The following is a 14203-nucleotide window of genomic DNA, read 5'->3' as shown; positions in this document are numbered from 1 at the left end:
CCATCTTGCAAAAAGTTTACGGCGAGTTTTAAAAAATAATCGCGCAATAAGCGTTCATTATTTCGCTTTTAACGTCTGACAGGTCGTTATTGAGGAGGGTAAAAATAAAGCAACTAGCCTTAACATTTTACAACTGGTTGGTATTCTTAGTGCCATTACTGCTAAATAAATTGTTATAAAACAAAATGTTATTTTTTTTCTTCGATATTTTCTAAAGTCTGCTTCAAGGGCGTCGATAACCTTGTTGACGGTGAGAGACGCCGTGAGTGTTAGGCACCGACCCTAGAAACCATTTTTGAAGGAATTAAAATTATGGCAGTTATCAATACTAACCTGTTGTCCCTGACCACTCAGAACAACCTGAACAAATCTCAGTCTTCTCTGGGCACCGCTATCGAGCGTCTGTCTTCCGGTCTGCGTATCAACAGCTCTAAAGATGACGCTGCTGGTCAGGCAATTGCAAACCGCATGAACTCTCAGATCAAAGGGATGACTCAGGCTGCACGTAACGCTAACGACGGTATCTCTCTGGTTCAGACCGCTGAAGGTAACCTGAACGAGATCAACTCCAACTTACAGCGTATCCGTGAGCTGGCTGTTCAGGCTGCGAACGACACTAACGGTACTACTGACTACACCTCAATCAGCACTGAAATCACTCAGCGCCTGGGTGAAATCGATCGTATCGCTGGCGCTGCTAACTTCAACGGCAAAAAACTGCTGGACGGTAGCCAGACAGCTTCCCTGAACATCCAGGTTGGTGCAGGTACTGGCGCAACTGATAGCATCGCTATCACCACTGGCGCACTGATCAACGCAAAAGCAACCAGCCTCGACACTGGACTGACCGGTACTATCACCGATAACAGCACTGCAAAAGCGTTCATCACTGCTGCAGACAACGCTATCTCCAAAATTGATACCGCGCGTTCTAACATGGGTGCGATTCAGAACCGTTTCGAATCTACCATCAACAACCTGAACAACTCTATCACTAACCTGTCTGCTGCTCAGTCCCGTATCCAGGACGCTGACTATGCAACTGAAGTTTCTAACATGTCTCGCGCGCAGATCCTGCAGCAGGCTGGTACTTCCGTGCTGTCTCAGGCAAACCAGGTTCCACAGGCTATGCTGTCCCTGCTGCGTTAATAGACGCCAAATATTTAAAAAAGGTTGCTGGAAACAGCAGCCTTTTTTTTCACTATTGTTCCGTAAAATCACCGGGTGGTAATCTGTAAAATAAGGCTGCATTTATCAGCGTTTTCCCGCCATCACTCCTGAGACACAGTGTTACTCTGCCTAAAATCTCCTGTTCTGGTCGTCTGACGACAGTTTACCGAAGAGTTATAAGATGAGTGAATTCGCACGTAGCCGGGCTATGCGTCAGTTTTATCGGAATGTGTTTACCCGATTCATTGATCTGCCAGAAGCCGATATTATGCCTGCCAACATTACGGCCGAAATTTTCAGTTTTAAAAGCACTAATTTTACCGCTCTCGAACCGATGATTCGCGCGGCCGAAACGGGGCTGGATGCTGAAAAAGATGCGGCATTAAAAGACATGCTATGTGCCATCGTGCTGGCCAACAGTGCGCTTGATGAGTCCCGTACTGGCGATAAACAGATATTATCTTCATCCCAATGTGCACAGCTGACCGAATATGTTGTCTCGGCATTAAACGCCGACAGTAATATTCATTATCTTGTCGCCGCCATTCAGCTACTGTTTCGCGTAAATGAAATCAGCTCAGCACTATTCTTAATAAACAACAACCTTTCGCTGGTCAGCAATTCGGCACCTGTGCTGAAAATCCTGCTGTTAATCTGTTTAATTGAAAATGATTTCAACCAGGCGATGGTTGTTATCCAGGCCCTGACGGCAGACGCTGCATTAATCGGCGAAGACCCTATGGCCCTGTTGATGATTACTTGCGGCATCTACCGGCTTGGAGGCATTCCGGATTCTTACATTGATTTTAGATCGCTTAAAGCGAGCGAGTACGTAGCGGTGAAGGGGGCCTGGGAAAACTGGATTGTAAAAACCTCAGAGACCAAAACGACGGTATTGCTAACCTGCACTCGCGAAGAATATTTCGAACACGCCGTACCGACGCTTTACTCCCTCTATGAAACCAATCGCGACGTCCTGGATGTTCACGTTCACGTTTTCAATGGTAGCAATGAGATAAAAGAAAGTCTGCTGGCGCTTCGGGAACAATTTCCCGAGCTCAATCTCTCTGCCAGCCATGAGACGATTGCCAGCAATAAGGACACCTCAGTGATCAGCGCTGCGCGTCGCATTGTTTTCCTGCGCCATGCTCTGAGCACTTTTAATACATCTGTTATTGCCATTAATTCAAATGTGCTTGCGCGTAAACCCTGGGCCGAGCCCGACGCGTCGCTACTGTTGTTACAAACCGAAGACTCACCGTTCTGGGAAGAGGTCTTTGCCGGTTTTATCTACGCCAGACCTTGCGGCATCGCACAACGCTATCTCGATCGGGCCGCACACTTTATCGACGTTAACCTTACCAGCGGCAACTGTGCGCCGGGCCTGGAACAGGTCGCACTCTTTGCGTGCCTGGATAGCCTTTCGCCACAAGACCAGCATTCGATTACCCGTGCTGAGCGTTGCGCAGTACTGGGTAGCCCCGCTGTGGATGAGGCGTTTTGCTGGGTGGCGATGAAGGCAGAGGGCCCCTATCAGGAGTTTAAATCAACACTTATCGGTAAATACCAACGCTAAACACTGGCCCTGTAATAACGAGAATCTGGAATAAACGTGACGACAATGTATCCCAACCAACGGGTCAGCCCTGAGACCCTTTATGCTGCTGCGGCACTTAATCTCCTGGCCACGCCGGTTCCTGCATTTGCTCATGTCATGGAGATTGGTTGTGGATCAGCAACGAGCCTCATTATGCACGCCTGGGCTCACCCGGAGAGTATAGCTATTGGTGTGGATATTGATGGACAGGCGATCCTGAAGGGGAAGCAGTTGGTTGCAGGGCTGGGTTGTCAGAATGTTGAACTGTTTGAGGCAGGGTTAGGGGATTTGCTTGCGGTCGATCCCGGCGAGTTTGATTACATCATTATCCACCAGAGTTTTGCTTTTCTGGGCAAAAGCGAGCGAGAAGCACTCTTGCAGTGGTGTCACGCGCATTTATCCATAAATGGTGTTATCGCCATAAAATGGTCTGTGCTGCCGGGAAGTTCAGCGCGTCTCGCGTTGGGTGAAGCGCTACGCTTTCATCTTGAACGGGCAGAAGCGGGCAGCGATCTGCTGGCTTCTGCCCGTGCCATGCTGAGTTTTATGCTATTAACACTGGAGGAAGGCGCGCTCAAGAACGAAGTCCTACGTGCTGAAAAAATGGACGACAACGCACTGATTCTCGCCTTCTTAACCCCGACTGACGGGGCATGTACTTTGGCTGCCTTCTGTTCACAGGCGGAACAGGTGGGTCTGCAGTATCTGGGCGATATCCTTCCGCAGTCAGAGCTAGGAAGCTATTATAATCCGACAATTGAAGAACTGCTCGAGGCCGTCAGTGCCGGAGCCAGCAGAACAATGGCACAGCAGTATCTTGACTATGCCGTGCAGCGCTCAGAACGCTTTACTCTGCTGTGTCACCTGAATAGCCACCAGCCTCCCATCAAACCGGATCTTAATCAGCTTAGAAACCTGCACTGGGCCGGAAGCTTTGTGCCGGTCGAAATGGATCCCGCAAAAGCACCGCATCAATTCAGGAACAGTAACGGTCGAATCATTCGCACCGACAACGCCGTTATTATCCGCATCATGGAATTGCTGGGTAATGTCTGGCCGATGTCCTTAAGTTTCGAGCAGCTACTGCTCAACTGCCATGCCCCTGAAACGCAGGAGGATTATCAGGATACGGTCCTGGATGCCCTCACAACGCTGTTTATGACAGGCGCGGACGGCCTCTTTTGGAGTGCGGCTCCAGGCCCCTATAACGCTGCGCAAAACGATGAGCTGGCACCGGTGGGGGGGCTGCCTTCCGAACAGCCGTTGGATGCCATCCGCATCATGAATTTGTGGGGAGAGTGGGCCTCCTTAACGCCCGACGAGTGGCGTTATCTTCAGTACGATATGAACAGAGCAGGACTGGCAAACTGGCAACACTACTCGTCGCTGAAAATTAAAGGGCTGCTGACGGGCTCTCCGGAGGCATGGAAAAAACATCTGCAGTGTTTTCTGCGTGCGGGCATGCTCGACGTACTCAAATCGCAGCTTTCGCTGCTGTTATTATTGAGCGTCGACAAGGCACAGGGGGGATTGCTGCTGAAGGGCAACGCCGAATCCGAATTAGCCGATCCTGACGTCGATGCCATTTATGCACGAGCGAACAGTCTCATTCAGGAAGGGCGATCTCAAGAAGCCCGGGAGTACGCCCGCGCATTGATGGAGAAAAAACCCGACAATATTCATGTGCTTCGCTGCTACTCAAAAACGTGCGTCTTAACCTCTGCCTGGGATGACGCTCTGGCATCGCTTTGTACGCTAATGGGATATTATTTTTCCAGCCTTGATATCTATTATGATCTCGCCACAGTACTTCAGCGCAAGCGTGAGTTTTACGGTTCGCGGCTGATTGTCCGTACTTTACTGCGCCTGAATAAAAAAAATATTGATTACTGGCTCAGTATGGCATCGCTGCACCATGCTTACGGCGATATGTCGTTGGCAGAAAAATGCTGTAGGGAAATTATGCGTTTTCAGCATCCCGGCCCAAGTTCGCTTGGACTCACCGGCATTGTCCTGAGTGACAACCATAAAATGGCAGAAGCGCGCTATTTTATGGAAAAGGCTGTTGAGCTCAGTAATTACAATTTTGGTTACTTCAGCAATTTACTTTTTGTGATGAGTCATGACGCTAGCGTGAAGGCTGAAGAGCTGCTGGAAAAGCATATCGAGTTTGGCCGTCGTACGGCGTCCTGGGCTGAAGAGACCGGGGTAAAGCTGACGCTAACTAATTCCCAGGAACCTCAGCGCAAACTTCGGCTCGGTTTTGTTTCCGGAGATTTGCGTAAACATCCGGTGGCAAATTTCCTGCTGCCATACTGGGACGCCATTAATCGCGAAAAATATGATTTGGTTGCCTATAACACGCTTTTCCTGGAAGAGGATGACGTTTATCGCCACCTGCGTCAGAGCGCTACCCTTTGGCGCCAGGTTGATGCTATCAGCGATATTGAGCTGGCGAAACTGATCGCAGAAGATGGGATTGATATTCTGTTCGATTTATCGGGCCATACCGCTTATAACCGGCTACCGGTCTTCGCTCTGCGCCCGGCACCGATCCAGATTACATGGATAGGATACCCTGGCACCACCGGGATGAAAGAGATGGATTATATTCTGCTTTCGGCGAGCCTGGCACAGTCTCCGGCCCTTGAAAAACAGCTGGTGGAAAATGCGATGTTCGTGGCGACGCGTAAGAGTTTCGAACCTCACCCGCGAAGCCCCGATATTAACCCCTTACCTGCGCTGCAAAATGGTTTTATCACGTTTGGAAGCTTCAACCGGTCAAAAAAAATAAATGACCAGGTTCTGAATACGTGGGCTTCAATTTTGCAGGGCTACCCTGAAAGTCGTCTCTTAATCGGTAATATGACCGATGCCGAAATGATCTCTGCCATGACGAAGCGCTTTAAACAGCGTGGAGTTTCGCAAGACAGATTACTTTTCCGTGGCCTGGTCGAACTGGACGAATACCTGGCTCTGCACCATGAAATCGATATTTTACTTGATGCCTTCCCCTACAGCGGCGGAACAACGACGCATCATGGAGCCTGGATGGGCGTTCCGACAATTACGATGAATGGTCCGACCATACCCTGCCAGCAGGGAGTAGATATTATGCGTTCTTACGGGCTGGAACAGTTTATCGCTGATGATGAGGATGATTATATTTATAAGGCAATTGGCTGGCGTCAACATATTCCAGCGTTAGCTGAAATACGTCTGGGGATGCGCGATAGGATCCCGGTTAATCCCTTACCAGATTTTAATATTGCCGAAAATTTTGAGCGGGCGCTGCGTGAAGCATGGGAAATCTATTGTCGGGGAGAAAAGCCACATCCGTTTCTCATTGCCGAGGAGCGTTCGTGAATGGCAATCGATTATCAGGCTGCCAGTTGGGCAAAATTTAACGGTATCAATACCGAGGTACGCTATGAATGAAATTTACGTAACCAGTCCATTTTTGCCCCCTTTGGAGGAGTTTATTCCTTATCTGGAGAAAATCTGGCAAAACAAGACTCTGACAAATGGCGGGCCTTTCCACCAGCAGCTGGAAGAGGCTCTGGCGCAATACCTTGGCGTTAAGCACCTTTCTCTATTCGCTAACGGTACGCTGGCGCTGCTGACGGCATTTCAGGCATTGCGTCTGAGCGGAGAGGTAATCACTACGCCGTATTCCTTTGTGGCGACCTCACACAGTTTGCTGTGGAATGGCTTAACGCCTGTCTTCGCTGATATTGATCCACGAACCTATAATATTAACCCGGATTGCATCGAAGAATTAATTACGCCAAATACCACGGCCATTTTGCCTGTCCATTGTTATGGTATCCCTTGCGACATCGACAAAATACAGAAAATTGCTGACGTCTATGGCTTACGGGTAATTTATGATGCCGCGCATGCGTTTAATGTTCGAAAAAATGATATCAGCATTCTAAACCATGGTGATTTGTCGGTACTCAGCTTCCATGCCACCAAAGTTTTTAACACCTTTGAGGGGGGGGCGATCATTTCCCAGGATCTTAAAACTAAACAGCGCATCGACTATCTAAAGAACTTTGGTTTTGCCGGTGAGACCCGCATCGTGGCACCAGGCATAAACGCCAAAATGAATGAAGTGGAAGCGGCGTTTGGTCTTCTGCAACTTAAGCATATTGATAAAGCTCTGGAAGAACGCAAAGCGATTCATCAACGCTATTGCGAGCTGTTAAAAGGACTGGAAGGATTAACGTTTGTCGACGTGCCAGACGATGTGAGCTGGAACCATGCGTATTTCCCGGTGCTCATTGAGCCGAAATTTGGCATGAGTCGCGATGATGTTTATACATTATTTAAAGCTGACGGCATTCTGACTCGCCGCTATTTCTATCCATTAATTAGTTCTTTTGCGATGTACAGAGGGTTTCCTTCTTCTGCTGAAGAGCATCTGCCTGTTGCCAATGATATCGCCGACAAGGTGCTGTGCCTTCCAATTTATCCCGGATTAACGCCAGAGGATCAAGATCGCGTAGTGAATGCTCTTAGACGCGCATCTCTGTCTGGTGAGGTACCGTCTAACGAGTCGGCAATATACGCGGGGCTCGTAGTATGACCGTGATGCGCACTGCAATGATCCTGGATGCGGGTTTTGCCTCACTGCCGTTACAACAGGCCATAAAAGCGGCGGGTTTTCGTACGCTCGCCTGTAGCGGCAAAGCTCAGGATGCAGGTATGAAATATGCCAACGCGACCTGCGTGCAAAATTATGCCGATAGCAAAGCCGTACTGGCGATTGCCCGTAATGAAAAAATTACTGCGCTATCCCCCGGCGTAACTGATGTGTCCTATCTTTCAGGTTGCCGTGTGGCGGATGAGCTTGGCCTTCCAGGCTTCGACTCACCCGAAGTCAGCGATCTTCTCTTTTTGAAAGATCGCTTCAGAAAATGGGCCAGCGCCCAAGGCTACCCAATACCGCGGGCTGTAAGAAGCCCGCAGGACGCGCACTTGCTAGCATTCCCGCTGCTGGTTAAACCTGTTGATGCTTACAGTGGTATGGGGATTTCACTTATTCATCAGCCGTCAGAGCTGGATGAGGCGGTAAAAATCGCCTGCTCTGCATCGCCGGGAGGGCAGTGTGTCATTGAAACATTCTGCCAGGGAGCCCTATATAGCCATTCTGCTTTTATTCGCAATGGGCAAATTGTCTGCGAATTTTTTGTTGATGAGTTTTGCACGGTCTATCCGTGGCAGGTAAATAGCAGTTGCTTGAGCGTCAATCTCAGCGAGCTGATGCGCGACCGCATCAGCGAGTGTATGCAGGCCATTGTCAGCGATTTAGCTCTGGTGGATGGTTTGTTGCACACGCAACTCATCGCTGACGAACAGGATTTTTGGTTGATTGAAGTCACCCGCCGATGCCCAGGCGATCTCTACTCGAAATTGATTGAACTCTCGACGGGCGTAGATTATTGCCGTGAATTTGTGTTGCCCTTTATCGGTGGGGAGAGTGCGTTCCCGAATCGGCGACCGGCGCGCCAGCGATACGTTGTACGCCATACGGTCTCTTGCGAACAGCAGAGTCGATTTTTTGGCTTCAGCTACGCTCCGCTACCAGCCACGATCATTCAAACTATCCCGCTGAAAAAGCCGGGCGATGAACTCGGACCAGCACCAGAGGATCGTGCCGGACTGGTTTTTGCTGAATTTACCGAACTCAATGCCATGGCACGCTACACGCCGCAGCTAAAAAACTATTTCTCATTTAATTCATTGTAAGGACCGGATTATGCACAGGCCTCTGTCTCTCGGGTTTATCGGCGGTGGGATCAATTCTGCCATCGGTCTCACTCACAACATCGCTAGTCAAATGGACGGGCATTTTCAGCTTACTACGGGCTGCTTTAGCCGCGATACGTCGCTGAACCAGCAGACGGGTCGAGCTTGGGGGGTTAAAGACGAGGCCATTTACTCCAGCGCAGTCACATTGCTTGAAGAACAACATGCGCAGATGGATGCTGTCGTCATACTGACGCCCACACCCTCACACCGTGAAATTATCCTGGCCTGTCTGGAGTATGGCCTGCCGGTGATCAGTGAAAAAGCGATGGTTGCAAGTGTAGGCGACGCGAGGGATATCGCCCGGCGAGTCTTCGAGATGAAAGGACAACTGTACGTCACCTATAACTACACCGGTTATCCCATGGTTCGCGAATTGCGTAATCGTCTGCTTAGCGGCGAGTTGGGCAAAATTCAGCATGTTATGGTTGAAATGCCCCAGGAAGGGTTTATTCGCAGCCGCGAGGATGGCAGCGTGCCTCAGCCTCAGGAATGGCGACGAGTTGATGGGGATATTCCTACTGTTTCGCTCGACCTGGGTGTCCATGTGCACCAGCTGGTGGAGTTTCTGACGGATAAGCAAGCCGAAGATGTCTATGCGATCAACAGCACCTTTGCCCGCGTATCGGACGTTATCGATACGATTAACCTGATCTCCCGCTATAGCGACGACATGGTCTGTAACTACTGGTACGGCAAGGCAGCGCTCGGTTACCGCAATGGTTTGCGAATCCGTATATATGGGTCAGAAGGCAGCGCAGAATGGCTGCAAATGGAGCCAGAATATCTCCGACTCGCCGATCGGCATGGCAACGTGCGTCTGATTGATCGAACGGCAGGGGACAACAAGGTGGCTAATCAGCCTCGCTATTGTCGTTTTAAAGCCGGGCATCCTGCCGGATTCATTGAGGCATTCGCTAACTACTACGCCGACATCGCCGCTAGTTTACGCGGTGAACCTACGGAATATAGCTTCAGTTGTGATACGGCCGTTCGCGGTCTCGAGTTTCTCGAAAAAGCGCAGCAGAGCGCCGTGACGTCTGCCAAAGTCAATTTACATCGCTAATAAAGGTTGAGCTGAGGACTACATGACATTACTCGAACAGATACAGGGCTACGATAATCATTTCTTCAAGGGCATCCGCGACATGCGCGCCAACGGACTTCCGCTGGTTCTCTATGGAGCCGGTTGCCTTGGGCAGATGACCGCGGAATTTATGTTCCGGGAAAATATGCCTCTCGATAAGGTAGCGTTAAACCGACAATACATCACTGAAGGCATGACCTTCCATGGCCTGCCGGTGGTGGCAATTGAAGACCTTATCGAACAACCCGGTAAATTTAACTGTATCGTTGCGCTGCAATACGTCCGTGATGCATTGCAACAGGAATTACGTCGCGGCGGCGCAAACGTGCTGGTTTACGATCCTGCCTTTATCGGAGTCAGCACCACGCTGTGGTATACACAGTCGTTTTGTGACGAGCATAGCGATACCCTTGAAGCCGTCTATGCCGGCCTCGCGGACGAACGTTCAAGAGAAACGCTGGTCGCGTTCCTTAAACAGCGTCTCAGCGCAACCCGCGGCTATTACCAGGCAGTATACGAGCCAGTCCACTATTTTCCTGCCGATATACTCCGCCTGCAGAATAACGAAGTGTTCATTGATTGTGGTGCCTACAATGGTGATAGCATCGGCGCGTTTATGCAGGAAGTTGCCCATCAGGGCGTTGAGATGCCGGAGAAAATTGTCGGTTTCGAACCTGATGCCGGTAATTTTTCTCAGCTTTGTGATAATACCCGACAATGGCCATTCTGCCAGCCAGTGCAAAAAGGGGTATGGGAGAATAAAACCGTGCTCTCTTTTCAATCTGGAAATGCGCTCTCTTCGCGGCTTGTGGAGCAAAGCCGCGATACGGTTACGATTGAGCTCGATAGCATTGATAATATCTTGCAGGGCGGTAAAGCCACTTTCATAAAAATGGATGTCGAAGGTGCAGAGCTCAAAGCACTCCAGGGCGCCGCGGGCACCATTCGCGCCTGGCACCCACTATTAGCGATTAGTCTTTATCATAAGCCGGAAGATCTTCTGACTATTCCACAATATATTCAATCACTCAGCGCTGATTACCATTTTTATCTTCGTGGCCACCATCCGGAACTTGCTTTTGAACTGGTTTTATATGCTGTGCCGAAATCGAGGTTATTACAGTAATAGGCAAATAAACGCCCATTTCACCCATTATTCATCCAATTGATTGCCCTCCAGAATCGGATAATCATGCCGATAACTCAACTAACGCAGGGCTGTTTATCGTGAATTCACTCTATACCGCTGAAGGTGTAATGGATAAACACTCGCTGTGGCAGCGTTATGTCCCGCTGGTGCGTCACGAAGCATTGCGCCTCCAGGTGCGCTTGCCGGCGAGCGTGGAACTCGACGATCTGCTACAGGCGGGCGGTATCGGGTTATTGAATGCAGTTGACCGATACGACGCTCTGCAAGGAACGGCATTTACGACTTACGCAGTTCAGCGTATTCGTGGTGCGATGCTGGACGAGCTGCGCAGCCGCGACTGGGTGCCGCGCAGCGTTCGCCGCAACGCGCGCGAAGTGGCGCATGCGATGGGGCAGCTGGAACAGGAACTGGGACGTAACGCAACGGAAACCGAAGTGGCGGAACGTCTTGGCATTGCTGTTGAAGAGTATCGTCAGATGTTGCTCGATACCAATAATAGCCAACTCTTCTCTTATGACGAGTGGCGAGAAGAGCATGGCGATAGCATCGAGCTGGTGACGGACGAGCACCAGCAGGAAAACCCGTTACACCATTTAATGGAAGGGAATTTACGCCAGCGCGTCATGGAGGCTATTGAAGCTCTGCCTGAACGCGAACAGCTGGTGTTGACCCTTTATTACCAGGAAGAGCTTAACCTCAAAGAGATTGGCGCTGTTCTGGAGGTGGGAGAGTCGCGGGTGAGCCAGCTGCACAGCCAGGCCATTAAACGCTTACGAACCAAGCTGGGTAAGTTATAGGTGATTGATTCACCTTAAAAATGCCGCACAACGTATTGACAACCAGGAGTTATCATGACGGTGCAGCAATCTAAAAGACGGCCTTTAAGCCGCTACCTGAAAGACTTTAAACACAGCCAGACGCATTGCGCCCACTGTAACAAGTTACTCGATCGTATCACGCTGGTTCGCCGGGGCGAAATCGTCAATAAGATTGCGATTTCGCGTCTCGACACGTTGATGGACGAAGCAGCATGGCTCGAAGAGCAAAAAGAGTGGGTGGCGCTTTGCCGTTTCTGTGGCGATCTCCACTGCAAAGAGCAAAGCGACTTCTTCGATATTATCGGCTTCAAGCAGTTCCTGTTTGAACAAACGGAGATGAGCCACGGCACCGTTCGCGAATATGTCGTTCGCCTGCGACGCCTTGGGCAACATCTGACCGTAAACAATATTTCTCGCGATCTGCTGAAAACGGGTTATCTGGATGAAAATCTGGAGCCGTGGCTGCCTGCGACCAGCACCAATAACTACCGAATTGCGCTGCGCAAGTATGCGCAATACAAGGTACAAATGCCGGGTGCCATAAAGCAGAAAGCCCACGCCGGAACAACTTCTGATATATATTAAAAAAGAATAAGATGTAGCGCAGTCGCCTTTGACGTGGCAGGCGATTTCTCTACACTACGTAAAAATTCCACTATATCGGGGTATTTATGAAATTTGCACTTCTGGGTCGTCAGGCGCTGATGGGTGTTATGGCCGTTGCGCTGGTTGCGGGCATGAGCGTGAAAACGTTCGCCGCAGAAAACCTGCTGAATAAAGTAAAAGAGCGCGGTACGCTGCTGGTCGGGCTGGAAGGAACCTATCCTCCGTTCAGCTTCCAGGGCGATGACGGTAAGCTGACCGGTTTTGAAGTGGAGTTTGCTGAAGAGCTGGCGAAGCACCTCGGCGTTAAAGCGTCACTGAAACCGACCAAATGGGACGGTATGCTGGCGTCGCTGGATTCCAAACGTATTGATGTGGTGATTAATCAGGTGACCATTTCTGACGAGCGTAAGAAGAAATATGACTTCTCTACGCCGTACACCGTGTCCGGTATTCAGGCGCTGGTGAAGAAAGGCAACGAAGGCTCCATTAAAACGGCTGCGGATCTGAAAGGGAAGAAAGTCGGTGTCGGTCTGGGTACCAACTACGAAGAGTGGCTGCGCCAGAACGTGCAGGGCGTGGATATCCGTACCTATGATGATGACCCGACGAAATACCAGGATCTGCGCGTGGGCCGTATCGACGCCATTCTGGTTGACCGCCTGGCCGCGCTGGATCTGGTGAAGAAAACCAACAATACCCTGGCGGTAGCGGGTGATGCGTTCTCTCGTCAGGAATCAGGCGTTGCCGTTCGTAAAGGTAACGAAGACCTGGTCAAAGCGATTGATTCCGCGATTGCTGACATGCAAAAAGACGGCAGCCTGAAGGCGCTCTCCGAGAAGTGGTTCGGTGCAGACGTCACCAAATAAGTCTTTTGACGTAAAAAAAGGCGCTTTTAAAAGCGCCTTTTTTATTTCTTACGCGTCTGCGTGCATAATGAAAAATATCACATTTTGTCTGAGTTACCGGAGAACCCATGCCACTACAGAATTTAACGCGCTTTCCACGCCTGGAGTTTATCGGCGCGCCAACGCCGCTGGAGTACCTGCCGCGATTTTCTGATTATTTAGGCCGCGATATTTTTATTAAGCGTGATGACGTGACGCCGATGGCGATGGGGGGCAATAAGCTGCGCAAGCTGGAGTTTCTGGCGGCTGACGCACTGCGCGAAGGCGCGGATACGCTCATTACCGCCGGGGCTATCCAGTCCAACCACGTTCGTCAGACGGCGGCAGTGGCGGCAAAGCTCGGACTCCACTGCGTGGCATTGCTGGAAAACCCGATTGGCACGCGGGCAGAAAACTATCTGACCAACGGTAACCGCCTGCTGCTGGACCTGTTTAACGTGCAGGTTGAGATGGTGGATGCGTTGACCAACCCGGCCGCTCAGCTTGACGAGCTGGCGACGCGTCTGGAAGCGCAGGGTTTCCGCCCCTACGTTATCCCCGTCGGCGGTTCGAACGCCCTGGGCGCGCTGGGGTATGTGGAAAGTGCGCTGGAAATCGCGCAGCAGTGCGAGGGCGCGGTGAACCTCTCCTCCGTGGTTGTCGCATCCGGCAGCGCTGGCACGCATGCCGGGCTGGCGGTGGGGCTGGAACAACTGCTGCCGGACGTCGAGCTGATTGGCGTGACGGTGTCCCGCAGCGTCGCGGACCAGAAGCCAAAAGTGGTCACTTTACAGCAGGCGGTAGCCGCGCAGCTCGAGCTGAAGGCAAAGGCCGATATTCTGCTCTGGGACGACTATTTTGCGCCGGGTTACGGTACGCCTAACGAAGAGGGCATGGAAGCGGTGAAGTTGCTGGCGCGCCTCGAGGGGATACTGCTCGATCCGGTCTATACCGGCAAAGCGATGGCCGGACTGATTGACGGCATTGCGCAGAAACGCTTTAAGGATGAAGGGCCGATTTTATTTGTCCATACCGGCGGGGCGCCTGCGCTGTTTGCCTACCATCCTCATGTCTAAA

11 protein-coding genes are annotated in these 14203 nt (G+C 50.9%); all 11 read left to right on the top strand.

All coding sequences use genetic code 11. The features are described 5' to 3' along the window. The first annotated feature begins 312 nt into the window (after window positions 1-312). On the top strand, window positions 313-1149 hold the full coding sequence (locus tag F0320_RS13545) for a flagellin (RefSeq protein WP_047652381.1): 837 nt from the start codon (window positions 313-315) through the stop codon (window positions 1147-1149). Between the two features lie 202 nt (window positions 1150-1351). Then, entirely contained in the window at window positions 1352-2746 is a 1395-nt protein-coding gene (locus F0320_RS13540) for a hypothetical protein (protein WP_126330220.1), read from the top strand. Window positions 2747-2791: 45 nt separating this feature from the next. After that, window positions 2792-6133, top strand: coding sequence for a bifunctional class I SAM-dependent methyltransferase/glycosyltransferase (locus F0320_RS13535; protein ID WP_126330309.1), 3342 nt, complete (start codon window positions 2792-2794; stop codon window positions 6131-6133). A 64-nt stretch (window positions 6134-6197) separates the two neighbouring features. Next, window positions 6198-7358 (top strand): DegT/DnrJ/EryC1/StrS family aminotransferase, encoded by a 1161-nt coding sequence (locus F0320_RS13530; RefSeq protein ID WP_126330218.1) that lies wholly within the window; start codon window positions 6198-6200, stop codon window positions 7356-7358. After that, window positions 7355-8521: an ATP-grasp domain-containing protein gene (locus F0320_RS13525; RefSeq protein ID WP_126330216.1), complete on the top strand. Its 1167-nt coding sequence runs from the start codon at window positions 7355-7357 to the stop codon at window positions 8519-8521. The genes F0320_RS13530 and F0320_RS13525 overlap by 4 nt, the downstream gene beginning before the upstream one ends. Before the next feature lie 10 nt (window positions 8522-8531). Beyond that, on the top strand, window positions 8532-9647 hold the full coding sequence (locus tag F0320_RS13520; RefSeq protein WP_126330214.1) for a Gfo/Idh/MocA family protein: 1116 nt from the start codon (window positions 8532-8534) through the stop codon (window positions 9645-9647). A 22-nt stretch (window positions 9648-9669) separates the two neighbouring features. Next, window positions 9670-10794, top strand: a complete 1125-nt coding sequence (locus tag F0320_RS13515; protein WP_126330212.1) for an FkbM family methyltransferase — start codon at window positions 9670-9672, stop codon at window positions 10792-10794. A 101-nt stretch (window positions 10795-10895) separates the two neighbouring features. Next, complete coding sequence (locus F0320_RS13510; protein WP_014170714.1) at window positions 10896-11615, top strand: RNA polymerase sigma factor FliA; 720 nt, start codon at window positions 10896-10898, stop codon at window positions 11613-11615. A gap of 54 nt (window positions 11616-11669) precedes the next feature. Continuing rightward, window positions 11670-12221, top strand: a complete 552-nt coding sequence (gene fliZ, locus F0320_RS13505) for a flagella biosynthesis regulatory protein FliZ (RefSeq protein ID WP_008500339.1) — start codon at window positions 11670-11672, stop codon at window positions 12219-12221. A gap of 86 nt (window positions 12222-12307) precedes the next feature. Next, window positions 12308-13108 carry a cystine ABC transporter substrate-binding protein gene (gene tcyJ, locus F0320_RS13500; protein WP_047652374.1) on the top strand — a complete coding sequence of 267 codons (801 nt, stop codon included), beginning with the start codon at window positions 12308-12310 and terminating at the stop codon, window positions 13106-13108. Between the two features lie 107 nt (window positions 13109-13215). Then, on the top strand, window positions 13216-14202 hold the full coding sequence (dcyD, locus tag F0320_RS13495) for a D-cysteine desulfhydrase (protein WP_126330208.1): 987 nt from the start codon (window positions 13216-13218) through the stop codon (window positions 14200-14202). Window position 14203: the final 1 nt, after the last annotated feature.

The sequence above is a fragment of the Enterobacter dykesii genome, from assembly GCF_008364625.2.
GTDB lineage: Bacteria > Pseudomonadota > Gammaproteobacteria > Enterobacterales > Enterobacteriaceae > Enterobacter > Enterobacter dykesii.
This window is presented reverse-complemented; position numbering and strand designations above follow the sequence as displayed.

What these genes read in the sequence shown, in the direction of transcription:
- tcyJ (WP_047652374.1), top strand. Translation starts at nt 12,308, where the DNA reads ATGAAATTTGCACTTCTGGGTCGTCAGGCGCTGATGGGTGTTATGGCC.
- F0320_RS13530 (WP_126330218.1), top strand. Translation starts at nt 6,198, where the DNA reads ATGAATGAAATTTACGTAACCAGTCCATTTTTGCCCCCTTTGGAGGAG.
- F0320_RS13540 (WP_126330220.1), top strand. Translation starts at nt 1,352, where the DNA reads ATGAGTGAATTCGCACGTAGCCGGGCTATGCGTCAGTTTTATCGGAAT.
- F0320_RS13520 (WP_126330214.1), top strand. Translation starts at nt 8,532, where the DNA reads ATGCACAGGCCTCTGTCTCTCGGGTTTATCGGCGGTGGGATCAATTCT.
- F0320_RS13545 (WP_047652381.1), top strand. Translation starts at nt 313, where the DNA reads ATGGCAGTTATCAATACTAACCTGTTGTCCCTGACCACTCAGAACAAC.
- F0320_RS13535 (WP_126330309.1), top strand. Translation starts at nt 2,792, where the DNA reads ATGTATCCCAACCAACGGGTCAGCCCTGAGACCCTTTATGCTGCTGCG.
- F0320_RS13515 (WP_126330212.1), top strand. Translation starts at nt 9,670, where the DNA reads ATGACATTACTCGAACAGATACAGGGCTACGATAATCATTTCTTCAAG.
- dcyD (WP_126330208.1), top strand. Translation starts at nt 13,216, where the DNA reads ATGCCACTACAGAATTTAACGCGCTTTCCACGCCTGGAGTTTATCGGC.
- fliZ (WP_008500339.1), top strand. Translation starts at nt 11,670, where the DNA reads ATGACGGTGCAGCAATCTAAAAGACGGCCTTTAAGCCGCTACCTGAAA.
- F0320_RS13525 (WP_126330216.1), top strand. Translation starts at nt 7,355, where the DNA reads ATGACCGTGATGCGCACTGCAATGATCCTGGATGCGGGTTTTGCCTCA.